Origin of the sequence: Pseudomonas sp. RIT778, assembly GCF_019718735.1 — a bacterium.
Taxonomy (GTDB): Bacteria; Pseudomonadota; Gammaproteobacteria; order Pseudomonadales; family Pseudomonadaceae; genus Aquipseudomonas; species Aquipseudomonas aphyarum.
Genome location: NZ_JAIHBA010000004.1, coordinates 142,361 through 167,600, shown reverse-complemented (window position 1 = coordinate 167,600; position 25,240 = coordinate 142,361). Strand labels below are relative to the sequence as shown.

Genomic DNA, 25,240 nt, shown 5'->3' with positions numbered 1-25,240 from the left:
TTTGTGGGCCCGCCAATGTGGCGGGCCCGATACGCGATCAGAGCTTCGGCAATTGCCCGATGCGTCCCATCATTTCGGTGACGATCTGCAGGTCCAGCAGGAACTGGTCAACGGTCTTGAACTCGCCATCGGTGTGACCGGTGTACTTGACCTCCGGTCGTGCCAGACCGAATTGCACGCCGTTCGGCAGTTCATGCACCGAGGTGGCGCCGGCCGAGGTGCCGAACTCGTGTTTCATGCCGAGGTTTTCGGTGGCCACGGCCAACAGTGCCTTGACCCACTCGCCTTCAGGGTTGCGGTACATCGGTTCGGCGATCGAATAGTCGAAGTTCACCGCGACATGGTTCTTCTTGCTCCAGGCTGCCAGTTTGTCGGCGATTTCTGTCTTGAGCACTTCCGGCGACTTGCCCTTCGGCACGCGCAGGTTGACCGCGAGTTTGAAGGTTTTGTCGTCCATGCCGATGTAGGTCAGGGAGGTGGTCAGCGGGCCCATGAAGTCATCGGCGAAACCGACGCCCAGCTTGCTGCCCTTGTAATCCAGGCCCCAGTTGTCGGCGGCGTAGTGCGCAGCGTCGGTGATGTGGTTGTGCTTGAAGGCGATTTTGCCGTCCACGCTGTGAATGAAGTCGAGCATGCGGGCGACCGGGTTGACGCCGGATTCAGGCTCGGACGAGTGCGCGGAAACACCGGTGACGGTGAGTTTGACGTCTTTGCCATCGACCTTGGCGTTCACTTCGAAATCGCCGCCATTGCGCTTGGCGTATTCAGCGCCGGCCTTTTGCAGGCTGGCCGCCAGGTCGGCAGGTTTGTCAGTCACCAGGGTGACGACCGAAACTGATGGAATCTGGTTGGTCGCCAGGCCACCGGTCATCGAAGTGATTTCCGCGCCTTTGCCCTCGGCCTTGCGCTTGGCGAACTTGGCCATGACGGTGCCGTAGCCTTTCTCGGCAATCACCACCGGGTAGCCACCGTCCAGTGCCAGGTTGTACTCCGGCGTCGGGTTGCGTTCGAAGTAGTAAGGAATCGCGTCACCGGTGGTTTCTTCGGTGGTATCCACCAGCAGTTTGAAATTGCGCGCCAGTGGCAGTTTCTCTTCCTTGATCACCTTCATGGCATACAGCGTCACGACGATGCCGTTCTTGTCGTCCTCGGTGCCACGGCCGTACATGCGGTCACCGATCAGCGTGACCTTGAACGGATCAAGTTTGGTGCCGTCCTTCAGCACCCAGTTCTCCGGCGTTACCGGCACCACGTCGGCGTGAGCATGAATGCCGACGACATCCTTGCCGCTGCCGTCGAGGGAGATTTCGTAAACGCGGTTGTCGATGTTGCGGTAGTTCAGGCCGAAGGACTCAGCCAGAGCTTTGATCTTGGCAGCGATCTTGATGAATTCGGGGTTGTCGTGCTGATCGACACCGTCCTTGCGGAAGGTCGGGATTTCCACCAGTTCGCGCAGGGTTTCCAGCGCAGCTTTGCCGTACTTCACGCGGGTGTAGAGGCCGAGCAGGCGATGGATCTCGTTCTGTTGTTCGGCGGTCAGCGTCTTGTTGTCGAGGAAGGCGCTGATGGCTGGACGCAGATCGTCGGTCTTGCTCAGGTCGTTCTTGGCCAGATCGCCGAGAAACGCTCTGAAGTCGCTGACCTTCGCCTCATTGAATGTCTTGAGGATGGTCGCACTCTGCTGCTCGGTAAGGTTGGCGTGGGCTAGCAGTGTGACGGACGAAAGGCTGGCCAGAATCAACGTCGACGCGGCCAGTTGCTTGAGTGAAAAGTCCATTGCTAAGGGCATTCCTTTGCAGGCAGTGAGTAGGAGGTGTCTGATGGAAGCGTCAGACGGTTTCGCAAACTAACACCACCAGCGAGTGATAGGGGAGCCCCCGAAGTGGGACGCGTCGCACAGAAATGCAAAAGCGGCGCAGAATCGAAAAAGGCCGGCTGGAAGTGTCTAGGACGGGACCGACAGTCAATATGGAAAATTTTCAGTCACTTTCCAGATCTGTCATGGGTGATCTATGCCCGGCCGAACTGGCGCATTTCCAGTCCTTCAACCTGACCTCATCCCTGATTTCGGCGCAGGCGCCGACAAGTCGTTCGACATCTTTCCCGGTGAGTTCCGAATTCATTGAGAAACGCATCAGGGAGCGATTGAGCGCAGTGGCCGGCGCGCAGAAAACCGATCCAAAAATACCGCGAGCCTGTAAGGCATCGCGCAACCGAAGCGTGAGCAGTTCTCGTCCAGGCTGTAATGCAATGATCTGTTCCGTGCCGGCGCTGACGTCATAGCCCAATTGCACAAGGGCTGTCCGGACCAGGCGGGAGACTGCGCGCAGTCGGTCTCGTCGTTCATCGGCGTGTTGCAGAAAGTCCGCTGCGCGTTCAAACCAGCTCAATTCATTATCCCGCAGGCTGGAGCTGAAAATGGCGAGGTAGGACTCCGTGGCGAAGTAATCCTTGAACGAATCCGGGCAAGTGATCAGTCCTGCACGCCCGGCGAACGCCTTGGCCAGGCTGGCGGTCTGGAAGTGTACTTTCCCAGATAAATGCTCCTGAGCAACCAGTCCTGCACCCTCAGGGCCGTGTGTGCCAAGAGAATGGGATTCGTCGACGAGCAGCACGCAGTCACGGCGCTTGGCAAGAGCGGCAAAGTCCTTCAGGGGACAAAGGCTGCCGTTGGTGCTGTAGACCGCATCGACGACAATCACCCCTTGCCCATTCTTTTTGATTTGCCGTTCTGCATGCTCGGCATCGTTATGGATGAAGGGAATCGGACGCGCCCGCGCAGCCTGTGCGCCTTGCCAAAGCGACATATGGGCGTTCATGTCCAGATAGACCGGATGATCCTCGCTGGCGATTGCCTGCAATAACCCGACGTTGGCAGCCCAACCTGACTGGCAGAGAATAGCGTTCCGGGCCCCCATGAATCGGGCCAATCGCTGTTCCAGTCGGGCCGTGGGCGTATCACCATGAAGGAAAACGGCCGACATCAGCAATTGATGACGAGCCTGGAGAACGGCTTGTGCCTGGGCCTCTATCAAATGATGTTCGCTAGTCAGACTCAGGTAGTCGTTGCTCGACAGGTGCAGCGCGCCGGGTGAGGGCTGTATACCTCGCAACAAGTGCTGACCCGCCCAGCGCTGTTGAACGCGACCGATGGTGTGGCGTTCGATTCGTTTTTGCACGAAGCCTGGCAGATCCGCATGAACGGATTCGCTTGGAGAATGAACGGATGGCTCATGAATCGGCATGATGGCGTTCCTATCAGCACGGGGCTGCGGGAGTACCCCGTGGATCGAACTACATGCCTTATCCGCTTTTCCGGCTACTGTCAGAGTTGACAGTCTGCGAAGAAAACCGACGAATGACTTCATTAAACAAGGCTCGCCAGTCCGACTGTGCGAGCCTTTTTTTGGTGGGTGGTTTACATCGACAACACCAGACGCCCGGCAAACAGGATCAGAATCACCCCCATGCTGCGCTCGAACCAGTGGCCCATGCGCATGAACAGCACGCGCACTTTGCTGCTGGAAAAGAACAGCGCGACGATCACGAACCACAACGCATTCACCCCGCACATCCACAATCCGTACAGGGCCTGGATTTGCAGCGGTGTGCTGGCGCTGATGATCGTGGTGAAGATCGCCAGGAAAAACAGCGTGGCCTTGGGGTTGGTGGCGTTGGTCAGGAAACCGGTGGAAAACGCCTTGAACAGCGATTGCTCGACCAGCGGTTCGTCGCTGGTTTTTTCGCCTTCCATTGTCGTCTTGGGTTTACTGCGGATCAGGCTGACGCCCAGGTAAAGGATGTAAGCGCCGCCGACCACTTTGGCGACGGTCAGCAGCCAGGGCGTGGTGTGCATCAAGGCGCCGACGCCCAGCAGGGTGTACAGCACGTGCACGGAAATTCCCGCGCCGATGCCCAATGCCGTGCAGATGCCGACCAAGCGGCCGAAACGTACACTCTGGCGGATGGTCACGGCGAAGTCCGGGCCGGGAGCGACCACGGCCAGAAAGTGGATGGTGGCCAGCGCCAGAAACTCGCCCAGGTAATTCGATGTCATTTCAGCTCCAGAAAGTCAGGGGTGAAGCATTGCCGCGATAGCCGACAAAAAACGAAAGGCTCAAGCGCGGATCGGCCACGCCCGGCGTTACCGAGTGCATGCGACGCGAATTGAACATGATGAAATCCCCCGGCTCCGGGCGTACTTCGAGGGCGGGCGGGCCGAGCAGTGCCGGGTCGATGCCGTAGCTGTCGCCGCGCATTTCATCGAACTGGTCCGGGGAAATGTCGTCTTCCCACATCTGCAACGCGCCGCCCTCGGTCGGCATGTTGAGGTAGACGTTGCAGGCGAACTGCGCCTCCAGACTGCGGGCCTGGAAACTCTCCGGGGCGTCCTTGGCGAAGATGTCGTGATGGGCCAGAAAGCACACGCCCGGTTTCACCACTCGGGACAGGCCGACATACATCTTGCGACCGTAGAGGTTTTCCAGATGGGCACCCGCCGGCCAGGATTCGTCGAGCATGCAGCGCAGGGTGTCGACCGGCGACGAGTAGGGCGCGCAGCGGTTGCGCAGTTCGGCGATGTTGCTGGTGGCGCGCTCGAAGTAGTCTTCGATCAGCAGCGGCTGGTTTTCCGCCTCGTAGAACGCCATGCCGATGCGACCGATACTGGGCGCGTTGATGTAGCCCTCGAAGCCGGGGGCGAGGATCTTGTCGCCAATCTGGATCGCCTGCGCCTGGGGCAGAAAGCCCTTGACGCGGATGGCGAGGACTTCTTCGTTGGCCAGTTTTTTTATGCACGTCTCATCGAGACGCTCGACGTCAAGCATCATGGTTTCAGGTCCATCTATCGAATAGTCAACGGAACCGGCGAACGCGGTTCCCCCGGCGTCGGACGCTGCATCTGGCAGCGCCCGAAATCCTCAATCCACGCTGTAGTGGACGGACAACGTGCCTTTCTTCTGCGAAAGGGACGCGATCGTGACTGTGCCCAGATCCTTCAGGCTGCGTACATGGGTGCCACCGCAGCCATAGGCTGGCAGTTCACCGAAACCGATTTCCCGCGCGCCTTCGCGCAGGGACGTCAGACGTGGCAGATCGTGTTCGATCCACTGGCCGATGCCGTATTGAACGACTTGTGCATCGACTTCCTGAGCCGAATCTCCGGGCTTGAATTGCACACGGCCTTCGTCCGGCCAGTGATGGGCCTTGATCGGCATCCAGCCCATGGCCTGGACAAAGTGGCCGATCAAATGCCCGGCAGAGTGCATGCGGGTGTTGAAGCGGCGGCGTTCTTCGTCGACGCGAATCTGGGTCATGCCCAGCGGCACCGGTTGATCGACGAAATGAATGATCCGGTCCGGTTCCTGGACGACGCGAAGAACCTGGCTGTCGCCAATCCAGCCGGTATCACAGGGTTGGCCACCGCCCTGAGGGTGAAAAAGCGTGGCGCGCAACACAACGGCGAATTCGTTCTCGTGGGGCGTGCAGTCGAGGACTTCCACATTGGCCTTGAGGTCATCACTATGGAAAAAGAGGCGAAGCGTCATATTCCATGCCCTTATTAAAGTTTCTTTTTTAATTATATGAATCGTGCAATAACGTGATAATCCGTTCAAACATCAAAGGACTGTTGCGCCGTGAGCATAAATCTACCGCTGCCGCTGCTCGGTGAAATGGCGATTTTCGTCAAGGTCGTCGAGACCGGCAGCTTCTCCGAAGCCGCTCGCCAATTGGGTTCGTCACCCTCGGCAGTCAGCCGCAGTATTTCCCGGCTGGAGAAGGCGCTGGCCACACGGCTGCTGCAACGCACCACGCGCAAACTGCGCTTGAGCGATGGCGGAGAAGAAGTGTTCAAGCGCTGCCAGGAAATGGTCAGCGCGGCGAAGTCGGTGATGGAGATCAGCGGCCAGTTCACCCACGAAGCCGAAGGTCTGGTCCGGGTCAGCGTGCCGAAAGCGGTAGGGCGCTTCGTGATTCATCCGCACATGCCGGAGTTTCTGCGGCGCTATCCGAAGGTCGATGTTGAGCTGTTGCTGGAAGACCGCCAGGTCGATCTGATCGACGATCATGTCGACCTGGCCATTCGCATCACGGATCGTCCACCGGCCGGACTGGTCGGACGACAACTGCTGACCATCGACCATTTGCTCTGCGCGACGCCGCAGTATCTGGCCGAACACGGGACGCCAACTCATCCCCACGACTTGCTCAACCACAGTTGCATTTATCTGGGCGAAACCCCGAGTGATGCGCGATGGAAATTCAAGAAAGGCACGAAGGCCGTCACCGTCGGCGTGCGCGGGCGGTATGCCGCCAACCACACCGGCGTGCGTCTGGGCGCCGTGTTGCAGCACATCGGCATTGGCAGCCTGCCGTATTTCACCGCGCGTTATGCCCTGGAGCAGGGGCTGATCGTGCAGGTCCTGCCGGACTGGACGTTCCTGGCGTCCTACCACGGCGGACTGTGGTTGTTGCACTCGCCGACGCGCTATCTGCCGCCGAAGCTGCGGGTGTTCATCGACTATCTGGTGGAGTGCCTGGAGAAAGAGCCGACTTTGAGCAAGCCGGGAAAGTCCGGCGGTTCAAAACCGTTGGCCGAGTACGAATTGCCCGAGAGTGAAGGGTTGCTCTGACCCAATAAAAAAGGCCCGCATGGATCACCATGCGGGCCTTTTTTATTGGGTGAAAATCAGTGCTTGCTGTCCTGGGCGGACATCGCCAGCAGCTGTTTTTCCTGGTTCCAGTCGAACGGTTCGTCGTTCTGTTCGGCTTCGTAGCGGCGTTCTTCCAGCGCCTGATACATGTCGATTTCTTCGTCGGACAGGTAATGCAGGCAGTCGCCGGCGAAGAACCACAGCAGATCCCGCGGGATCAGGTGGGCAATTTGCGGGTAACGGGTAATCACTTGAGTCAGGATGTCCTGCCCCAGGTATTGGCTTTCGATCGGCTCGATCGGCAGTGACGCCAGCAGTTCGTCGAAACGCTCCAGGAACAGGGCATGGCTTTCTTCGGGAACCTGATCGGCCTCACCTACGGCGACCAGGATACTGCGCAGGTGGTCGAGCAAAACCAGATGATCGGCAACGACGTTGGACACGAGATAAGTCCTCAAGAGCAAAACGGGCGCGGGAGTATAAAGCCCCTGCGCCCGTTTTTCACTGATTGAAGGGATCAGCGGATTTTGCCGTCCGCCGGTTGCAGTTGCTCCTTGTCGAAATCATCGACATCGATCACCTTGCGCCGCGCCGCTTCGGCATCACGCAAGGTCTGGGCTTCCACGGCCTGCAACACCCCGGCCTCCAGCGCCGCATCGATGGCGTGTTCGCCGGCGACCGGTTTGACCTGACCGCTCTTGAGCGAGGTGTGCAGTTTCTTGTGCAACGGTTGCGCTGCATTCAGTTGATCGCAGGCATGTTGCAGCGCACCGACCGCATCGTCTGCCGATTGCGGGCGATAGCAGCCGGCAAGCAGTTCTTCCAGCGCCGGATCGCCCTTGGCCCGGCCGATGACCGCAGCCACTTCGGCACCGAGTTTGTCCGACGGGCCTTTGTGACGGCGACCGAACGGGAACACGATCACTCGCAGCAGGCAGCCGAAGACCCGGTTCGGGAAGTTGGTCAGCAGTTCATCCAGCGCTTTTTCCGACTGGCCGAGGCTTTCTTCCATGGCCCATCGGAACAGCGGTTCCATGTACGCCGGGGAATCGAGGTCGTGATAACGCTTGAGCGCTGCGGATGCCAGATACAAGTTGCTCAGTACGTCACCCAGACGCGCCGACAGACGCTCGCGGCGTTTCAGTTCGCCGCCCAGCAGCATCATGCTCAGGTCGGCGAGCATGGCAAACGCGGCAGCCTGACGGTTGAGCGCACGGAAATAACCCTGGCTGAGCTTGTCTCCCGGCGCATGTTCGAAATGACCGAAACCGAGGTTCAGCACCAGAGTACTGGCGGCGTTGCTCACGGCAAATCCGATGTGCTTGAGCAGCAGGCCGTCGAATTCCTTGAGTGCCTGATCCTTGTCCTCGCGACCGGCGAGGGCCATTTCCTTGAGCACGAACGGATGACAGCGGATTGCGCCCTGACCAAAGATCATCAGGTTGCGCGAAAGAATGTTGGCGCCTTCCACGGTGATGAAGATCGGCGCGCCGTTCCAGCTGCGACCCAGATAGTTGTTCGGGCCCATGATGATCGCCTTGCCGCCATGCACGTCCATGGCGTGGCTGATGCACTCGCGACCGCGTTCGGTGAGGTGGTATTTGAGGATCGCCGACAGCACCGAGGGCTTCTCGCCCAGATCCACCGCATTGGCGGTCAGCATCCGCGCAGCGTCCATCATCCAGGCATTGCCGCCGATCCGCGCCATGGCTTCCTGAATGCCTTCGAACGCTGAGAGTGGCACGTTGAACTGCTCACGAATCTGCGCGTACTGCCCGGTCACCAGACTGGTGAACTTGGCCGCGCCGGTGCCCACCGCCGGCAGCGAGATCGAACGCCCGACCGACAGGCAGTTCATCAGCATCATCCAGCCTTTGCCGAGCATGTCCTGGCCGCCGATGAGGAAGTCCAGCGGGATGAACACGTCCTTGCCGGAGTTGGGGCCGTTCATGAACGCCGCGCCCAGCGGCAGGTGGCGGCGACCGATTTCCACGCCGGGAGTGTCGGTCGGAATCAGCGCGAGACTGATGCCGAGGTCTTCCTTGTCGCCGAGCAGATGATCCGGGTCATAGGCCTTGAAGGCGAGGCCGAGCAAAGTCGCGACCGGGCCGAGGGTGATGTAGCGTTTTTCCCAGTTCAGGCGCAGGCCGAGGGTTTCCTGACCTTCCCATTCGCCTTTGCAGATGATACCGGTGTCGGGCATCGCACCCGCGTCTGAACCAGCGAGCGGACCGGTCAGCGCAAAGCACGGAATGTCGTCGCCCCGGGCCAGCCGTGGCAGGTAGTGATTACGTTGTTCGTCGGTGCCGTAATGCAGCAGCAGTTCGGCCGGGCCGAGGGAGTTGGGCACCATCACGGTGGAGGCCAGGTCGCCGCTGCGGGTCGCCAGTTTCATCGCCACCTGGGAGTGGGCGTAGGCGGAGAAACCCTTGCCGCCGAACTCCTTGGGAATGATCAGGGCGAAGAAACCGTGTTCCTTGATGTGAGTCCAGGCTTCGGGCGGCAGATCCATCGACTGGCCGATCTGCCAGTCGGTGACCATCGCGCAGAGTTCTTCGGTCGGGCCGTCGATGAACGCCTGTTCCTCTTCGCTCAGTTGCACCTTGGGATAGGACAGCAGCTTGTCCCAGTCCGGACGGCCGCTGAACAGTTCGCCGTCCCACCACACCGTGCCGGCATCGATCGCGTCGCGTTCGGTCTGCGACATCGGTGGCAGGGTTTTCTGGAACCAGCTGAACAGCGGCGCGGTGAAGTGTTTGCGGCGCAGGTCAGGCAACAGCAGCGGGGCGGCCACCAGGGCCAGCACGACCCAGAAAATCAGCAGCAACCAGCCCGGTGCGTGGCTGAAAATCCCCATCGCCAACAGGTAAGCGGCAACGATGCCCAGTGCCGGCAGCGGGGCGATGCGCCGGTGGGCCAGATACGCCACGCCGACGATCAGAACCAGTATCCACAACAACAGCATATTTAATCCTCCGTGAACCAGGGCGAACCGACCCACCAGAGCTTAGACGGCATCTGCAAAACGGGGCGGTCAGAGCAAGGTGATTGAAATCGTGGGAAACCCCGGATGTCTTTTGTAGGTTCGGTGGGCAACACGCGTGGGAAATCGTTCGCCGCTTCCGCGTCTTTGCGTGCATGTTTGGCCGAAACGTCGTTATCTCTGTGCTGAACCTCTCGCTAGACTCGGGGCTCAATCAGGAGAATGTCGTCATGCACGAGTATCTGAGCCCCGGCCGCTTCATCGATAGTGACCACCCCTCGGTGGTGGAGTTCGCCGAGCAGCACCGTGGTGCCAGCCGCGATCCGCTCGCGCAGGCGATCCGTCTTTATTACGCCGTGCGCGAGGCGGTGCGTTACAACATGTACACCTTCAGCCGCGACCCGCAGACCTTGCGCGGCAGCTACGCGCTGGCGGCGGGTGAGAGTTATTGCGTGCCCAAGGCCACGTTGCTCGCCGGTTGCGCGCGCCATTGCGGGATCCCCGCACGCATCGGTCTGGCGGATGTGAAAAATCATCTGTCGACGCCGCGTCTGCTTGAACTGCTGAGAAGCGAAGTGTTCGCCATGCATGGTTATACCGAGCTGTTTCTCAATGATCGCTGGGTGAAAGCCACACCCGCGTTCAACCAGAAGCTCTGCGAAATGTTCAACGTTGCGCCGCTGGAATTCGATGGCGTAAACGACAGCGTTTTCCACCCGTACAACAGCGATGGCGCGCTGCTGATGGAGTACCTGGTCGATCACGGCCAGTTCGCCGATGTACCGGAATCTTTTTTCTTCGAACATCTGCAGAAATGTTATCCGCACCTGTTCAACGATCAGCAGAAGCCACTGTCCGGTGACATGCGCGGTGATGTCGGCAGCCTCTGATCCGGCGTATGCTGCCTGCCCATTTACTGGAAAAGAGGCGGTCATGCTGAAGATCTGGGGTCGCAAGAATTCGTCGAATGTCAGAAAGCCGTTGTGGGCTGCCGAAGAGCTCGGACTGGCCTACGAGGCCATCGATGCCGGTGGCGCGTTTGGTGTGGTCGACACACCGGAGTACCGGGCCATGAACCCGAACGGGCGGGTGCCGGTGATTCAGGACGATGGTTTCGTGTTGTGGGAATCGAATGCCATTGTGCGTTACCTGCTGGCAAAACATGCGGCCGATACCTCGTGGTATCCGGCGGATCCGCAGACCCGCGCCACCGCTGACAAATGGATGGACTGGACGACTTCCAGTTTTGCCGGACCGTTTCGCACGGTGTTCTGGGGCGTCCTGCGTACCCCGGCAGACAAGCAGGACTGGCCGGCAATCCACGCGGCGATCAAAGAATGTGACGGGTTGCTGGCGATGGCCGATCAGGCGTTGAAGCACCAGCCGTATCTGTCCGGCAATGAAATCGGCATGGGCGATATCCCGCTCGGCAGTTTCATTTACGCCTGGTTCGAGATGCCGATCGAGCGCGCGCCACAGCCGAATCTTGAAGCCTGGTACGCGCGGTTGAAGCAGCGTCCGGCGTATCAGAAAGCTGTCATGACCGCGTTGACTTAATACCTACTATCGACACACTTGACTGTACTTGTGCGGCGACGGCAAGCACCATTGCGCTCGAGCGCTGCGGTTGTCTTCCTCGCCGCCGGCCTTTTATCAGTCCTTTTTTCTTCACTGGGTGCGTAAATCCGATATGAGTTCCGCTCTGTCCATCCGGCAGCTAACCAAAACCTACGGCAACGGGTTCCAGGCCTTGAGTGGTATCGATCTGGACGTCGCCGAAGGTGACTTCTTCGCCTTGCTCGGCCCCAACGGCGCCGGCAAATCCACGACCATCGGCATTCTCTCGACCCTGGTCAACAAGACCAGCGGCACCGTGAATATCTTTGGCCACGACCTGGACAAGAACCCGGCGGCGCTCAAGCGCTCCATCGGTGTGGTGCCCCAGGAATTCAACTTCAACCAGTTCGAAAAGACCTTCGACATCGTCGTGACCCAGGCCGGTTACTACGGCATTCCGGCGAAGGTCGCCAAGGAACGCGCCGAGCAGTACCTGACCCAGCTCGGTCTGTGGGACAAACGCGATGTGCCGTCGCGTTCGCTGTCCGGCGGCATGAAGCGTCGCTTGATGATCGCCCGGGCGCTGGTCCATGAACCGCGTCTGCTGATCCTCGATGAACCGACTGCCGGCGTCGACATCGAGCTGCGTCGCTCGATGTGGACGTTCCTCACCGAACTGAACCAGAAAGGCATCACCATCATCCTCACCACACACTATCTGGAAGAGGCTGAGCAGTTGTGCCGCAACATCGGCATCATCGACCACGGCACCATTGTCGAGAACACCAGCATGCGTCAGTTGCTCGGCCAGCTGCATGTGGAAACCTTCCTGCTGGATCTGAAAAACGGCCTGAGTGCTGCGCCGCAACTGGCGGGTTATCCGGCGCGTCTGCTGGACGGCCATACCCTGGAAGTCCAGGTCGACAAGTCCATGGGCATCACCGCGCTGTTCGGCCAACTGGCCCTGCAGAACATCGAAGTGCTGAGCCTGCGCAATAAAACCAATCGCCTCGAGGAGCTGTTCGTGTCCCTGGTGGAGAAAAATCTGTCGAAGGTGGCGGTATGAGTTCCGAGCTGCGCCCCAACCTCGTTGCCCTCAACACCATCGTTTACCGCGAAGTCAGACGCTTCACCCGGATCTGGCCGCAGACCCTGCTGCCGCCGGCGATCACCATGGTCCTGTACTTTGTGATCTTCGGTAACCTGATCGGCCGGCAGATCGGTGACATGGGTGGTTTCACCTACATGGAGTACATTGTGCCGGGGCTGATCATGATGTCGGTGATCACCAACTCCTATGGCAACGTGGTGTCGAGTTTCTTCGGCAGCAAGTTCCAGCGCTCCATCGAAGAACTGATGGTGTCGCCAGTGTCGCCGCACACGATCCTGATCGGTTACACGATCGGTGGCGTCCTGCGAGGCCTGATGGTGGGTGTGATCGTGACGATCCTGTCGCTGTTCTTCACCCATTTGCAGGTGCACCATCTCGGCGTGACGGTGCTGGTGGTGGTGCTGACGGCGACGATCTTCTCGCTGCTGGGCTTCATCAACGCCGTGTTCGCACGTAACTTCGATGACATTTCGATCATCCCGACCTTCGTGCTGACCCCGCTGACCTACCTCGGTGGCGTGTTCTATTCGATCACCTTGCTGCCGCCGTTCTGGCAGACCGTGTCGCTGGCCAACCCGGTGCTGCACATGGTCAACGCCTTCCGTTACGGCATCCTTGGTGTGTCGGACATTCGCATCGGCATCGCGATCACCTTCATGCTGGTGGCGACCGTGGTGTTGTATATCGGTTGTTCTCGGTTGCTGGTGAGCGGGCGCGGCATGCGCACCTGATCCCTTCAATGCTGCAATGAAAAACGGCCTCCCACAGTGGAGGCCGTTTTGCATTCACGCCTGACGTCTTTTCTTGCGCCGCGCCCATTGCCGGGCCACCCACCAGCGCCAGTACATCATCACCAGACAATAGGCGAGGGCGCCCAGTGCCAGCCCGACCACCACCGAACCCAGCAGGAACGGTTGCCACAAGGTCGAGAGCTCGCCGCTGATCCATTCCCAGGTCAATTCGTCGGGGAGCGTGCGTGCGGGCACATCCATCAGCCAGGCCCCGGCCTGATACGTGCAGAAGAACACCGCCGGCATGGTGATCGGGTTGGTCAGCCAGACCAGACTCACGGCAATCGGCATGTTGCCGCGCACCATGATCGCGAGGACGGCCGCCACCAGCATTTGCGCGGGAATCGGCAGGAACGCGGCGAACAGGCCAACGGCCATGGCGCGGGCCACCGAGTGTCGGTTGAGGTGCCAGAGGTTCGGGTCATGCAGCAACGTACCGAGAAAGCGTAAGGATTTGTGTTCCCTGATGCTCGTCGGGTCGGGCATGTAACGTTTGAATAAGCGCCGGGGCATAAGGCTTCTCGGTCGGTTAAGGCGGCAAGTATGTCTGGATTCTACGAACCGCCCATTCAGACTTTGTGACAATTGATAACGACGGTCGTGCCCCGCAACCGCTATGCCTGAAGGTGGGACTCTCAAGGACGGGCTTATGCGCACAGGGATGATGGCGCTGGCGGTCGGTCTGCTGGCTCCGGTTTTTTTGCCGGCTTTGCCGCCGGTCGGGTTATTGCTGGTGTTGCCGTGGGTGGCGCTGATGCTGCTGCCGTTTCGCAGCTATCCACTAGCGTTTTTGCTGCTTGGATTTACATGGGCGGGTTTCAACGCGCAGATGGCGTTGAATGACCGGCTGCCTTCCCGGCTGGATGGCGAAACGCGCTGGGTGGAAGGACGGGTCGTCGGCTTGCCGCAGAATGCCGAGGGCGTCGTGCGCTTCGAACTGGCCGATGCGCGCTCGCGTCACGAGAAACTGCCGTCGCTGATGCGTCTGGCGTGGTACGCCGGGCCTGAGGTCAAAAGTGGCGAACGCTGGCGACTGGCAGTCAAGCTCAAGCGCCCCGGTGGCCTGCTCAATCCGGATGCGTTCGATTACGAAGCCTGGCTGCTGGCGCAGCGCATCGGCGCCACCGGGACGGTGAAGGATGGCGAGCGCCTGGCGCCGGCGCAGTGGGCTTGGCGCGACAGCATTCGCCAGCGCCTGCTTGCAGTGGATGCCCAGGGACGTAACGGAGCCTTGGCCGCGTTGGTACTCGGTGATGGTTCGGGGCTCAGTCGCGAAGACTGGCAGACCTTGCAGGACACCGGCACCGTGCACCTGCTGGTGATTTCCGGTCAGCACATCGGGCTGTTGGCGGCGTTGATGTATGCGCTGGTCGCCGGGCTGGCGCGGGTCGGGATCTGGCCGTTGCGTTGGCCCTGGCTGCCCTGGGCGTGCGGTCTGGCATTCACGGCGGCGCTGGGCTACGGCCTGCTGGCCGGGTTCGACGTGCCGGTGCGGCGGGCCTGCGTGATGGTTGCGCTGGTGTTGCTGTGGCGATTGCGATTTCGCCATCTCGGTGCGTGGTGGCCTTTGTTGCTGGCCTTCAATGGTGTGCTGTTGATGGATCCGCTGGCCAGTCTGCGTCCGGGGTTGTGGCTGTCCTTTATCGCGGTCGCCGTGCTGATCTTCACCTTCGGCGGCCGTCTGGGGCCGTGGCGCTGGTGGCAGACCTGGACACGCGCGCAGTGGCTGATCGCGATCGGCTTGTGCCCGGTGCTGGTGGCGCTGAGCCTGCCGATCAGTCTCAGCGGGCCACTGGCCAATCTGCTGGCGGTGCCGTGGGTCAGTTTCGCGGTGTTGCCGCCGGCGTTGCTGGGCACTTTGTTGCTGCCGATCCCCTACGTCGGGGAAGGGCTGCTGTGGCTGGCCGGTGGACTGATCGATGGATTGTTCCGGGCGCTGGCCCTGATTGCCGGGCGTTGGCCAGCGTGGGTGCCGACGACGATGGAGTGGTGGATCTGGGCGCTGGGAGGTCTTGGTGCCCTGTTGTTATTACTGCCCCGAGGCGTTCCCTTGCGTTCCTTGGGCTGGCCATTGCTGCTGGTGTTGGCATTTCCGCCCCGGGAACGTCTGGCCGAAGGCGCAGCGGATGTGTGGCAACTGGACGTCGGCCAAGGCCTGGCGATTCTGATCCGCACCCGGCATCACACCTTGTTGTACGACAGCGGTCCGCGTTTCGGCGACTTCGACCTCGGTGAGCGAGTGGTGCTGCCGGCATTGCGCAAACTGGGCGTGGAACACCTCGATCTGATGCTGCTCAGCCATGCCGATGCCGATCACGCAGGTGGCGCACTCGCCGTAGCGAAAGGATTGCCGGTCAGCCGGGTCATCAGCGGCGATCCGCCGGGTTTGCCTGAAGCGCTGAACGCCGAGGTCTGTGAAAGCGGCCGGCAATGGCAGTGGGACGGCGTTGCCTTTCATCTATGGCAGTGGGCCGACGCCCGTGACAGCAACCAGCGTTCCTGCGTGTTGCAGATCGAAGCTAATGGCGAACGGTTATTGCTGACCGGTGACATCGACAGCGCTGCCGAACGGGATCTGCTCAACAGCGCGCTGGCAGTTCATACCCAATGGCTGCAAGCCCCGCATCACGGCAGCCGCAGCTCCTCATCGATGGCCTTGCTCAAGACTTTGCAGCCTCAGGCCGTGCTGATTTCCCGAGGGCAGGGCAATTCGTTCGGCCATCCGCATCCGACGGTCATTGCCCGCTACCGCAAACAGGGCATACACATCCATGACAGCGCCGAGCAGGGCGCCATTCATCTGCAACTGGGGCGGTTTCAGCCAGCCCGGTCGATGCGTCAACAACGCCGCTTCTGGCGTGACCCGCCGTTGCCGGGGGCGGAGTACCGTTGAGCACGGTCGTCGGGGCGACGCGTCTTTATCGCGAACCGGTATGGTAAAGTGGCGCACTTTTTCGAGGGGGCTGTCACTGTGTGGGAATTGGTCAAATCCGGCGGCTGGATGATGTTGCCGATCATTCTGAGTTCCATCGCCGCCATGGCGATCGTCGCCGAGCGCCTGTGGACCCTGCGCGCCAGTCGCGTCACCCCTGAGCATCTGCTGGGTCAGGTCTGGGTCTGGATCAAGGACAAGCAGCTCAACAAGGAAAAACTCAAGGAATTGCGCGCCAACTCGCCGTTGGGGGAAATCCTCGCCGCGGGCCTGGCCAACTCCAAACATGGTCGCGAGATCATGAAAGAGTGCATTGAAGAAGCGGCCGCTCGGGTCATCCACGAGCTGGAACGCTACGTCAACGCGCTGGGCACCATCGCTGCCATGTCGCCGCTGCTCGGTCTGCTGGGTACGGTGCTGGGCATGATCGACATCTTCAGTGCCTTCACCGGTTCCGGCATGACCACCAACGCTTCGGTGCTGGCCGGCGGTATTTCCAAGGCGCTGATCACCACCGCTGCGGGCCTGATGGTCGGTATTCCGGCGGTGTTCTTTCACCGTTTCCTGCAACGCCGCATCGATGAACTGGTGGTGGGCATGGAGCAGGAAGCGATCAAACTGGTGGAAGTGGTGCAGGGCGACCGTGACGTCGATCTGGCCGGGGAAAAAGCGTGAAATTCCGTCGCAAACCCCGGGAAACCATCGACATCAACCTCGCGTCGCTGATCGACGTGGTGTTCATTCTGTTGCTGTTTTTCGTCGTGACCACCACCTTCACCCGCGAAACCCAGCTGCGCGTCGACCTGCCGGAAGCGGTCAGCGGCTCGCCGGCCGAGGACCAGCAGGTCAAGCAACTGGACGTGGCCATCAGCGCCGAAGGCGTGTTCTCGGTGAACAACAAGATTCTGCCGAAAAACGATCTGGCGACCCTGATGGAGGCCATGCAGAAAGAAGCCAACGGCGACACCAACATGCCGTTGTCGATCAGTGCTGACGGCAAGACTCAGCACCAATCCGTGATCACCGCCATGGACGCGGCCGGCAAGCTCGGTTTCAGCCATCTGCGCATGACCACGGTCGAGGCGGCGCCCAAATCCTGATGGCCATGTCCGATCGTCTGCTCGCCGCGTGGTATCAGGGGCATCCGGCCCTGACGCTGTTGCGGCCGCTGGAGTGGCTGTACCGCCGCGTCGTGGCTGGCAAGCGTCAGCGCTTTCTCGACGGTGAAGGTCAGATCTATCAGTCACCAGTGCCGGTGATCGTGGTCGGCAACATCACCGTCGGCGGCACCGGCAAGACGCCGATGATCCTGTGGCTGATCGAGCACTGCCGACGTCACGGGTTGCGGGTCGGTGTGGTCAGCCGGGGTTACGGCGCCAAACCGGCGCAACTGCCATGGCGGGTCGAAGCTGACCAGACTGCCGACATCGCCGGCGACGAACCCTTGCTGATCGTGCAGCGCACCGGCGTGCCACTGATGATCGATCCCGATCGCTGCGCCGCCGTCAGAGCCCTGCTGGACAGCGAGCCGCTGGACCTGATCCTGTCCGATGACGGCATGCAGCATTACCGCCTCGCGCGGGATCTGGAACTGGTGCTGATCGACGCCGCCCGTGGCCTTGGCAACCAGCGCTGCCTGCCCGCCGGCCCCCTGCGCGAACCGGCCGAACGCCTGCAAAGCGTTGACGGTGTGCTGTTCAACGGCGCCCTTGAAGATCGCGACGGCGGTTTCGCTTTCCACCTCAAGCCGTCGGCGCTGGTCAATCTGCGCAGCGGCGAACGCCGGCCGCTCGATCATTTTCCGCCCCGTCAGGCCGTGCACGCGGTGGCCGGGATCGGCAACCCACAACGTTTCTTCAATACCCTCGAAGCGCTAGACTGGCGGCCTGTGCCCCACGCGTTTGCCGATCACGCCGAATACAGCGTGCAGGCCTTGAGTTTCACGCCGTCATTGCCAGTGGTGATGACTGAAAAGGACGCGGTGAAGTGCCGTGCCTTTGCCGCCGATGACTGGTGGTACCTGGCGGTCGATGCCGTGCCGTCGCCGGCCTTCGTGGCCTGGTTCGACACACAGTTGATGCGCCTGTTGCCGGATCGTCTTTTGCCTTAATCCGTTTTTATCCAGGGAATGTTCATGGACACCAAATTGCTCGACATCCTCGCCTGCCCGATCTGCAAAGGCCCGCTCAAGCTCAGCGCCGACAAGACCGAACTGATCAGCAAGGGCGCCGGCCTGGCGTACCCGATCCGCGACGGCATCCCGGTGATGCTGGAAAGCGAAGCCCGCACCCTGACCACCGACGAGCGTCTGGATAAATGACCACCGCCTTCACCGTTGTCATCCCGTCGCGATATGCCTCGACCCGCCTGCCGGGCAAACCGCTGCTGGATATCGCCGGCAAGCCGATGATCCAGCATGTCTGGGAGCAGGCCAGCAAAAGCAGCGCCAGCCGTGTGGTCGTGGCCACCGACGATGCGCGCATTGTCGAGGCCTGCAAGGCTTTCGGCGCCGAAGTGGTGCTGACCCGTGAAGATCACAACTCCGGTACCGATCGTCTGGCCGAAGTGGCTGCGAAGCTGGGCCTTGAGCCTGATGCCATCGTGGTCAACGTGCAGGGTGACGAACCGTTGATCCCGCCGAGCGTGATCGATCAGGTCGCCGCCAACCTCGCAGCCCACACCGAGGCGCGCATGGCCACCCTGGCCGAGCCGATCGAAGACGTGGAAACCCTGTTCAACCCGAACGTGGTCAAGGTTGTCAGCGACCTCAACGGTCTGGCGCTGACCTTCAGTCGCGCGACCCTGCCATGGGCCCGCGATGCGTTCGCCAAGAGCCGCGATGTTTTGCCGGAAGGCGTCCCTTATCGTCGCCACATTGGCATTTATGCCTACCGCGCAGGCTTCCTTCAGGATTTCGTGAGCTGGGGTCCGTGCTGGCTGGAAAACACCGAGTCCCTCGAACAGTTGCGTGCCCTCTGGCACGGCGTGCGGATTCACGTGGCTGACGCGTTGATCGCGCCGCCGACCGGGGTCGACACCGCCGAAGACCTCGAGCGCGTCCGTCGCCTGCTGGAGGCCTGATGCGCGTTCTGTTCGTGTGCCTGGGCAACATCTGCCGTTCGCCCACCGCCGAAGGCGTTTTGCGCCACAAGTTGCGTGAAGCGGGGCTGGCGGATCAGGTCGAAGTGGCCTCCGCCGGCACTGGCGACTGGCACGTCGGTAATCCGCCGGACAAGCGCAGCCAGGCTGCGGCCAAACTGCGCGGTTATGACCTGTCGGCGCAACGCGCTCAACAGGTCAGCCGCGCCGATTTCGCCAGCTACGACCTGATCCTCGCCATGGACAACAGCAACCTGCGCAACCTCAAGGCCTTGCAACCGTCCACCGGCAAGGCCGAGCTGGATCTGTTCCTGCGCCGCTATGAAGGCGTGGTCGACGAAGTGCCGGATCCGTACTACGACGGCGATCAGGGCTTCGAGCAGGTGCTGGATCTGATCGAACGTGCCTGCGATCAGCTGTTGATCGAAGTGAAGGGGCGGTTATGAGTTTGCAGGTACAGCCGCAGGTTTCCCTGAAACCCTTCAATACCTTCGGCGTCGACGTTCGCGCGCAGCTGTTTGCCGAAGCCCACAGTGACGCCGATGTGCACGAAGCCCTGGCTTACGCGACTTCCCACGATGTGCCGTTGCTGGTGATTGGCGGCGGCAGCAACCTGTTGCTCACGGCGGACATCCCGGCGCTGGTGCTGCGCATGGCCACTCGTGGCATCCGCGTCATCAGCGACGACGGCAACCGCGTGGTGATCGAAGCCGAAGCTGGGGAGCCATGGCACCCGTTCGTGCAGCACACGCTGGCGCAGGGTTTTTCCGGGCTGGAGAATCTCAGTCTGATCCCCGGCACCGTTGGCGCCGCACCGATGCAGAACATCGGTGCCTACGGTGTCGAGATCAAGGATGTGTTCGCCGGCCTGACGGCGCTGGATCGCCAGACCGGCGAGCTGCGCGACTTCAGTCTGGAAGAGTGCAACTTCGCCTACCGCGACAGCGTGTTCAAGCAGCAGCCGGGTCGTTGGCTGATCCTGCGGGTGCGCTTTGCACTGGATCGAGTAGCGCATCTGCATCTTGAATACGGCCCGGTGCGTCAGCGCCTGACCGAGCAGGGCATCGAGCAGCCGACGCCGACGGATGTCAGCCGCGCCATTTGCAGCATCCGCAGCGAGAAACTGCCGGATCCGGCGGTGCTCGGCAATGCCGGCAGCTTCTTCAAGAACCCGCTGGTGCCGGCGGCCGTGGTCGCACAGATCAAGGCGCAGCATCCGGATCTGGTGGCCTACGCGCAACCGGACGGGCAGATGAAACTGGCGGCCGGCTGGTTGATCGAGCGCGCCGGCTGGAAAGGTTTCCGTGAGGCCGATGCCGGCGTGCATAAATTGCAGGCGCTGGTGCTGGTCAACTACGGCGCGGCAACCGGGCTGCAATTGCTCGATCTGGCCCAGCGCATCCAGAAAGACATTTCAGAACGTTTCAATGTCGAGCTGGAAATGGAGCCCAATCGCTATTGAGGCTACGCTTTCAAGGCTGAACCCAAAGCCCTGCACTATTTAAAAAGTGCAGGGCTTTTTTGTTAATCGCGGGTTAACGTAGCCAGCTAACGATACCAGTCATTTGCTCCACCAAAGGCCCGGTGCAGACGTTCCCGTCGGTACAAGAGAGCCTGATTAGCCTGAGCCCATCTGCGCGAACCACCACCGTCCCTGCGGTGGCAGATGGCTCGACCCCATAACCTCCATGAATATGCGGGCGTGCCCATGATTACCCTGAAACTTAATGGTCAAGACCATCCACTCGATGTCACCGAGGACATGCCGCTGTTGTGGGCGATCCGTGACGTCGCCGGTTACAACGGCACCAAGTTCGGCTGCGGTATGGGCCTGTGCGGTGCGTGCACCATTCATATCGACGGCGCGCCGGCGCGCAGTTGCATCACCCCGATCGGTTCGGTGGTCGGGCAGAGCGTGACCACCATCGACAACCTGCATGCCGACCCGGTCGGTCAGATCGTCCAGCAAGCCTGGCTCGACACGGCTGTGGCCCAATGCGGTTACTGCCAGGGCGGGCAGATCATGTCCGCCACCGCGTTGCTCAAGACCAATCCGAACCCGAGCGACGAGCAGATCGAAGAAGCGATGGTCGGCAACATCTGCCGCTGCGGCACCTACAACCGGATCAAGACCGCGATCCGTCAGGCATCCACTCACCTGAAGGAGGCCAAGGCATGAGCCGTCTACCGAACGATTTTGCCCTGAGCAACCTGAGTCGCCGGGGCTTTCTCAAAGGCGTCGGCGCCACGGGTGCGCTGGTGCTGGCGGCGAGCTGGGGCTGGCAGGATGCGCTGGCCGAAGACAAGCCGAAGCAGTTCGGCGCCGACGGCATGCCCAACGGCTGGATCGACGATCCGAAGGTCTACGTCAGCATTGCCGCCGATGGCACGGTGACCGTGGTCTGCAACCGTTCGGAAATGGGTCAGGGCGTGCGCACCAGCTTGACCATGGTGGTCGCCGATGAACTGGAAGCCGACTGGGCGCACGTCAAGGTTCAGCAGGCGCCGGGTGATGAAGTGCGCTTCGGCAACCAGGATACCGACGGCTCGCGTAGCATGCGTCACTGGTACGAACCGATGCGCCGTTGCGGCGCCGCCGCCCGGACCATGCTGGAGCAGGCCGCCGCTGCGCAGTGGAAGGTGCCGGTCGGCGAATGCCGCGCGCAACTGCATAAAGTCATTCACACGCCGTCCGGGCGCGAGCTGGGTTACGGTGAGCTGGCCGCTGCGGCCAGTGCGCTGACAGTGCCGGCCCGTGACAGCCTGCGGCTCAAGCAACCGTCGGAATTCCGCTACATCGGCAAGGAAGGCACCAAGGCCATCGACGGTGCCGACATCGTCAATGGCCGCGCGGTATATGGAGCCGACGTGCATTTCGACGGCATGCTGTTCGCGGTCATTGCGCGTCCGGCGGTGTACGGCGGCAAGGTCAAGTCGGTCGACGACAGCGCCGCGCTGAAAGTGCCGGGCGTCCTCAAAGTCATCCAGATCGAACCCCGGCCATTGCCTTCGGAATTCCAGCCTTTGGGTGGCGTGGCCGTGGTGGCCAGCAACACCTGGGCGGCATTGAAGGGGCGTGAAGCGTTAAAGATCGAGTGGGACGATGGCCCGAACGCCACTTATGACTCGGTCGCCTATCGCAAGGAGATCGAAGCCGCTTCGCTGAAACCGGGCAAAGTGGTGCGCAATACCGGCGACATCGACAAGGCCATCGGCAGCGCCGCCAGCACGCTCGAAGCCTCTTATTACTTGCCGCATCTGGCTCAGGCGCCGATGGAGCCGATGGTCGCCATCGCCCGTTACAAGGATGGCACCTGCGAGGCATGGGCACCCAGCCAGGCGCCGCAGGTCACCCGCGAGCGCATCGCCGAACGCCTGGGGCTGCCGTTCGATAACGTCACCTTCAATGTCACGCTGTTGGGCGGTGGTTTCGGCCGTAAGTCGAAACCGGACTTCGTCGTTGAAGCTGCCGTGCTCGCCAAGGAGTTTCCTGGTAAAGCAGTGCGTGTGCAGTGGACCCGGGAAGACGACATCCACAACTCGTATTTCCACACCGTGTCCGCCGAATACCTCAAGGCCGGCGTGGGCAAGGACGGCTTGCCTTCCGCCTGGCTGCACCGCACGGTGGCGCCGAGCATAACCGCGTTGTTTGCGCCGGGCATGAATCACGAAGCTGCGTTCGAGCTGGGCATGGGCTTTACCAACATGGCCTACGCGATTCCCAACGTGCGCCTGGAAAACCCTGAAGCCACGGTGCATACGCGGGTCGGCTGGTATCGCTCGGTGTCGAACATTCCCCATGGTTTCGCGATCCAGAGTTTCGTCGACGAACTGGCGCACAAGGCCAAGGAAGATCCGCTCAAGTACCAGATCAAGCTGCTCGGCCCGGATCGGAAGATCGACCCGCGCACGCTCAGTGAAGAATGGAACTACGGCGAATCCCCCGAGCGTTATCCGATCGACACCGGGCGCATGCGTACCGTGCTGGAAACGGCAGCCAAGGCGGCAGGTTGGGGGCGTCAACTGCCCAAGGGCCGTGGCCTGGGGCTGGCCGTGCATTACAGCTTCGTCACCTACGTGGCGGCGGTGATCGAAGTCGAGGTCAAGGACGACGGCACGCTGATCGTGCACAAGGCCGATATCGCCGTGGATTGCGGCCCGCAGATCAACCCCGAGCGGATCCGTTCGCAGTTCGAAGGCGCGTGTGTGATGGGCCTGGGCAACGCCGTGTGGGGTGAAATCAGCTTCAAGGACGGCAAGGTGCAGCAAGACAACTTCCATATGTATGAAGTGGCGCGCATGTCGCTGGCGCCGAAGGAAGTCGCGGTGCATCTGGTGGCGCCGCCGGGTGAGGTGCCATTGGGCGGTGTCGGTGAGCCGGGCGTACCGCCGATTGCGCCGGCGCTGTGCAACGCGATCTTCGCCGCCACCGGTCAGCGCATCCGTAACCTGCCGGTGCGTTACCAGTTGCAGGGCTGGCAGAAGGCGCAAGCGTGATGGACAGCGCCGATCTGAATGTCCTGCGCAGTGTGCTCGAATGGCGTCGCGCCGGGCAGCGAGTGATGTTGTTCAGCGTGGTGCAGACCTGGGGCACCGCGCCCCGGGCGCCCGGCGCGATGCTGGCGTTGCGTGAGGATGGCGTGGTGATTGGCTCTGTGTCCGGTGGTTGCGTCGAGGACGATCTGATCGCCCGGCTGCACGATGGGCGGATTCCCGCCAACGGGCCGCCGGTGCAGTTGATCACCTACGGCGTCACGCAGGAAGAGGCCGCGCGCTTCGGCCTGCCTTGCGGCGGCACCCTGCGCCTGACCGAGGAGCGGGTCGGCGATCCGGCGTGGGTCGCCGAGTTGCTGGACCGTTGCGAGGCTCACGAAATCGTCGCGCGCGAGCTGAATATCGGCACTGGCGAAGTGGTGTTGCGCCCGGCCGGCAAGACCGACACCTTGAGCTTCGACGGCCAGACCCTGCGTGCCATTTACGGCCCGCGCTGGCGCCTGCTGTTGATCGGCGCCGGGCAGTTGTCGCGGTATGTGGCCGAGATGGCGCGGCTGCTGGATTTCGAAGTGCTGATCTGTGATCCGCGTACCGAGTTCGTCTATGGCTGGGAAGAGCAGCATGGGCGGTTTGTGCCCGGCATGCCCGACGAGGCGGTGCTGAATATCCAGACCGATGAGCGCACGGCGATTGTCGCGCTGACTCACGATCCACGGCTGGATGACATGGCGCTGCTCACGGCGCTCGACTCCAAAGCGTTCTATGTCGGTGCGCTTGGCTCGCGGGTCAACAGCATCAAGCGTCGGGAAAATCTCGCTGAGCTAGGCTTGTCGGAAGCGGCCATCGCCCGTTTGCACGGGCCCATCGGTTTGCATATTGGCAGCCATTCCCCGGCGGAAATCGCCTTGTCGCTGTTGGCGGAAATCGTCGCGATCAAGAATGGTGTCGAGCTCAAGCAGAAGAAAACAGTGGAGAGTGTATGAGCCGATCCATCGGAGTGATTGTGCTGGCGGCGGGCGAGGGCAGCCGCTTTCGCGAGGTGGCGGGTGCCGACAAGGACAAGCTGCTGGCCGATTGCACCGGGCGTGATGGCGCGGTGCGTTCGGTGATCGAGCAGGTGTTGGTCAACCTGCCGGCGAGCCTCGACCGGCGAGTGCTGGTGACGACCGAGGCGCGGCCGCAGGCGATGCGCATGGCGCAGGCTTACGGGTGTGACATTGTCTCGATCGAGACCGCGGGAATGGGCGATAGCATCGCGACGGGTGTGGCGGCTTGCCCGGATGCCGATGGCTGGCTGATTGTGCTGGGCGACATGCCGTTCATTCTGCCGTCGAGCATTGAGCGGATCGTGGCGGCGATTGCCGAGGATGCGGTCAGCGTACCGACGTTGAACGGTGACTATGGGCATCCGGTCGGGTTTGGTCGCTCGTTCGCCGCAGGGCTGATGGCCTTGTCCGGTGACCGGGGCGCCCGACCGCTGTTTGCCCAAGGACGGGTGATTGAAGTCGCGGTGGATGATCCGGGTGTGTTGTGGGATATCGATGTGCCCGACGCGCTGGTTTTTCCGCCGTCCTGATAAAACCTTGAGGCATAAAAAAGCCCCGCCTGGATTACCAGGCG

At 61.4% G+C, this 25,240-nt stretch carries 25 protein-coding genes; 17 read left to right on the top strand and 8 right to left on the bottom strand.

Annotation, left to right across the window (positions count from 1 at the left end):
• Window positions 1–37: 37 nt before the first annotated feature.
• The 5 genes from K5E37_RS03875 to K5E37_RS03855 all read right to left on the bottom strand — a co-directional run bounded on the left by K5E37_RS03875 (window position 38) and on the right by K5E37_RS03855 (window position 5,546).
• A complete protein-coding gene (locus K5E37_RS03875; protein ID WP_221533176.1) occupies window positions 38–1,777 on the bottom strand; it encodes a dipeptidase in 1,740 nt (579 codons plus the stop codon).
• A 202-nt stretch (window positions 1,778–1,979) separates the two neighbouring features.
• Window positions 1,980–3,245: an alpha-hydroxyketone-type quorum-sensing autoinducer synthase gene (cqsA, locus tag K5E37_RS03870; protein ID WP_221533175.1), complete on the bottom strand. Its 1,266-nt coding sequence runs from the start codon at window positions 3,243–3,245 to the stop codon at window positions 1,980–1,982.
• A 173-nt stretch (window positions 3,246–3,418) separates the two neighbouring features.
• Entirely contained in the window at window positions 3,419–4,057 is a 639-nt protein-coding gene (locus K5E37_RS03865; RefSeq protein WP_011335460.1) for a LysE family translocator, read from the bottom strand.
• A gap of 1 nt (window position 4,058) precedes the next feature.
• The gene (locus K5E37_RS03860; protein WP_221533174.1) at window positions 4,059–4,829 is read right to left on the bottom strand and encodes a 2OG-Fe(II) oxygenase; all 771 of its coding nucleotides are present in this window, start codon (window positions 4,827–4,829) and stop codon (window positions 4,059–4,061) included.
• 90 nt (window positions 4,830–4,919) lie between these two features.
• Entirely contained in the window at window positions 4,920–5,546 is a 627-nt protein-coding gene (locus K5E37_RS03855; protein ID WP_085745073.1) for a hypothetical protein, read from the bottom strand.
• A gap of 90 nt (window positions 5,547–5,636) precedes the next feature.
• Between K5E37_RS03855 and K5E37_RS03850 the strand changes: the two genes are divergently transcribed.
• A complete protein-coding gene (locus K5E37_RS03850) occupies window positions 5,637–6,632 on the top strand; it encodes a LysR family transcriptional regulator (protein WP_064598590.1) in 996 nt (331 codons plus the stop codon).
• 56 nt (window positions 6,633–6,688) lie between these two features.
• Here the strand turns inward: K5E37_RS03850 and K5E37_RS03845 are convergent, their stop codons facing one another.
• Window positions 6,689–7,096: a PA2817 family protein gene (locus tag K5E37_RS03845; RefSeq protein ID WP_007950758.1), complete on the bottom strand. Its 408-nt coding sequence runs from the start codon at window positions 7,094–7,096 to the stop codon at window positions 6,689–6,691.
• A 74-nt stretch (window positions 7,097–7,170) separates the two neighbouring features.
• Entirely contained in the window at window positions 7,171–9,618 is a 2,448-nt protein-coding gene (locus tag K5E37_RS03840; protein WP_221533173.1) for an acyl-CoA dehydrogenase, read from the bottom strand.
• A 248-nt stretch (window positions 9,619–9,866) separates the two neighbouring features.
• On the opposite strand from K5E37_RS03840, the gene K5E37_RS03835 reads away from it, so the two are divergent.
• The 4 genes from K5E37_RS03835 (at window position 9,867) to K5E37_RS03820 (ending at window position 13,035) form a co-directional block, all read left to right on the top strand.
• Entirely contained in the window at window positions 9,867–10,526 is a 660-nt protein-coding gene (locus tag K5E37_RS03835) for a transglutaminase family protein (RefSeq protein ID WP_221533172.1), read from the top strand.
• A 43-nt stretch (window positions 10,527–10,569) separates the two neighbouring features.
• Complete coding sequence (locus K5E37_RS03830) at window positions 10,570–11,193, top strand: glutathione S-transferase family protein (RefSeq protein ID WP_179694093.1); 624 nt, start codon at window positions 10,570–10,572, stop codon at window positions 11,191–11,193.
• Between the two features lie 133 nt (window positions 11,194–11,326).
• Window positions 11,327–12,259, top strand: a complete 933-nt coding sequence (locus K5E37_RS03825) for an ABC transporter ATP-binding protein (RefSeq protein WP_221533171.1) — start codon at window positions 11,327–11,329, stop codon at window positions 12,257–12,259.
• Window positions 12,256–13,035, top strand: a complete 780-nt coding sequence (locus tag K5E37_RS03820; RefSeq protein ID WP_007950763.1) for an ABC transporter permease — start codon at window positions 12,256–12,258, stop codon at window positions 13,033–13,035. The genes K5E37_RS03825 and K5E37_RS03820 overlap by 4 nt, the downstream gene beginning before the upstream one ends.
• A 54-nt stretch (window positions 13,036–13,089) precedes the next feature.
• Here K5E37_RS03820 and K5E37_RS03815 read toward each other — a convergent pair whose 3' ends face one another.
• A complete protein-coding gene (locus K5E37_RS03815) occupies window positions 13,090–13,608 on the bottom strand; it encodes a DUF2062 domain-containing protein (RefSeq protein ID WP_007950764.1) in 519 nt (172 codons plus the stop codon).
• A 136-nt stretch (window positions 13,609–13,744) separates the two neighbouring features.
• Here K5E37_RS03815 and K5E37_RS03810 point away from each other — a divergent pair, with 136 nt between their 5' ends.
• The 12 genes from K5E37_RS03810 to K5E37_RS03755 all read left to right on the top strand — a co-directional run bounded on the left by K5E37_RS03810 (window position 13,745) and on the right by K5E37_RS03755 (window position 25,196).
• Window positions 13,745–15,988 carry a DNA internalization-related competence protein ComEC/Rec2 gene (locus K5E37_RS03810; protein WP_221533170.1) on the top strand — a complete coding sequence of 748 codons (2,244 nt, stop codon included), beginning with the start codon at window positions 13,745–13,747 and terminating at the stop codon, window positions 15,986–15,988.
• A 78-nt stretch (window positions 15,989–16,066) separates the two neighbouring features.
• A complete protein-coding gene (locus K5E37_RS03805) occupies window positions 16,067–16,702 on the top strand; it encodes a MotA/TolQ/ExbB proton channel family protein (protein ID WP_007950766.1) in 636 nt (211 codons plus the stop codon).
• Window positions 16,699–17,127, top strand: a complete 429-nt coding sequence (locus K5E37_RS03800) for a biopolymer transporter ExbD (protein WP_007950767.1) — start codon at window positions 16,699–16,701, stop codon at window positions 17,125–17,127. The genes K5E37_RS03805 and K5E37_RS03800 overlap by 4 nt, the downstream gene beginning before the upstream one ends.
• Window positions 17,127–18,137 (top strand): tetraacyldisaccharide 4'-kinase, encoded by a 1,011-nt coding sequence (gene lpxK / locus K5E37_RS03795; RefSeq protein WP_221533169.1) that lies wholly within the window; start codon window positions 17,127–17,129, stop codon window positions 18,135–18,137. Before K5E37_RS03800 ends, lpxK begins: the two co-directional genes overlap by 1 nt.
• A gap of 24 nt (window positions 18,138–18,161) precedes the next feature.
• Window positions 18,162–18,347 carry a Trm112 family protein gene (locus K5E37_RS03790; protein WP_003174668.1) on the top strand — a complete coding sequence of 62 codons (186 nt, stop codon included), beginning with the start codon at window positions 18,162–18,164 and terminating at the stop codon, window positions 18,345–18,347.
• Window positions 18,344–19,108 (top strand): 3-deoxy-manno-octulosonate cytidylyltransferase, encoded by a 765-nt coding sequence (gene kdsB / locus K5E37_RS03785; RefSeq protein WP_064383500.1) that lies wholly within the window; start codon window positions 18,344–18,346, stop codon window positions 19,106–19,108. The genes K5E37_RS03790 and kdsB overlap by 4 nt, the downstream gene beginning before the upstream one ends.
• A complete protein-coding gene (locus K5E37_RS03780) occupies window positions 19,108–19,572 on the top strand; it encodes a low molecular weight protein-tyrosine-phosphatase (protein ID WP_221533168.1) in 465 nt (154 codons plus the stop codon). The genes kdsB and K5E37_RS03780 overlap by 1 nt, the downstream gene beginning before the upstream one ends.
• The gene (gene murB, locus K5E37_RS03775; protein ID WP_221533167.1) at window positions 19,569–20,588 is read left to right on the top strand and encodes a UDP-N-acetylmuramate dehydrogenase; all 1,020 of its coding nucleotides are present in this window, start codon (window positions 19,569–19,571) and stop codon (window positions 20,586–20,588) included. Before K5E37_RS03780 ends, murB begins: the two co-directional genes overlap by 4 nt.
• A gap of 246 nt (window positions 20,589–20,834) precedes the next feature.
• Entirely contained in the window at window positions 20,835–21,305 is a 471-nt protein-coding gene (locus tag K5E37_RS03770) for a (2Fe-2S)-binding protein (protein ID WP_007950774.1), read from the top strand.
• On the top strand, window positions 21,302–23,623 hold the full coding sequence (locus K5E37_RS03765) for a xanthine dehydrogenase family protein molybdopterin-binding subunit (RefSeq protein ID WP_221533166.1): 2,322 nt from the start codon (window positions 21,302–21,304) through the stop codon (window positions 23,621–23,623). Before K5E37_RS03770 ends, K5E37_RS03765 begins: the two co-directional genes overlap by 4 nt.
• Entirely contained in the window at window positions 23,623–24,603 is a 981-nt protein-coding gene (locus K5E37_RS03760) for an XdhC family protein (protein ID WP_221533165.1), read from the top strand. Before K5E37_RS03765 ends, K5E37_RS03760 begins: the two co-directional genes overlap by 1 nt.
• A complete protein-coding gene (locus K5E37_RS03755; protein WP_221533164.1) occupies window positions 24,600–25,196 on the top strand; it encodes a nucleotidyltransferase family protein in 597 nt (198 codons plus the stop codon). Before K5E37_RS03760 ends, K5E37_RS03755 begins: the two co-directional genes overlap by 4 nt.
• Window positions 25,197–25,240: the final 44 nt, after the last annotated feature.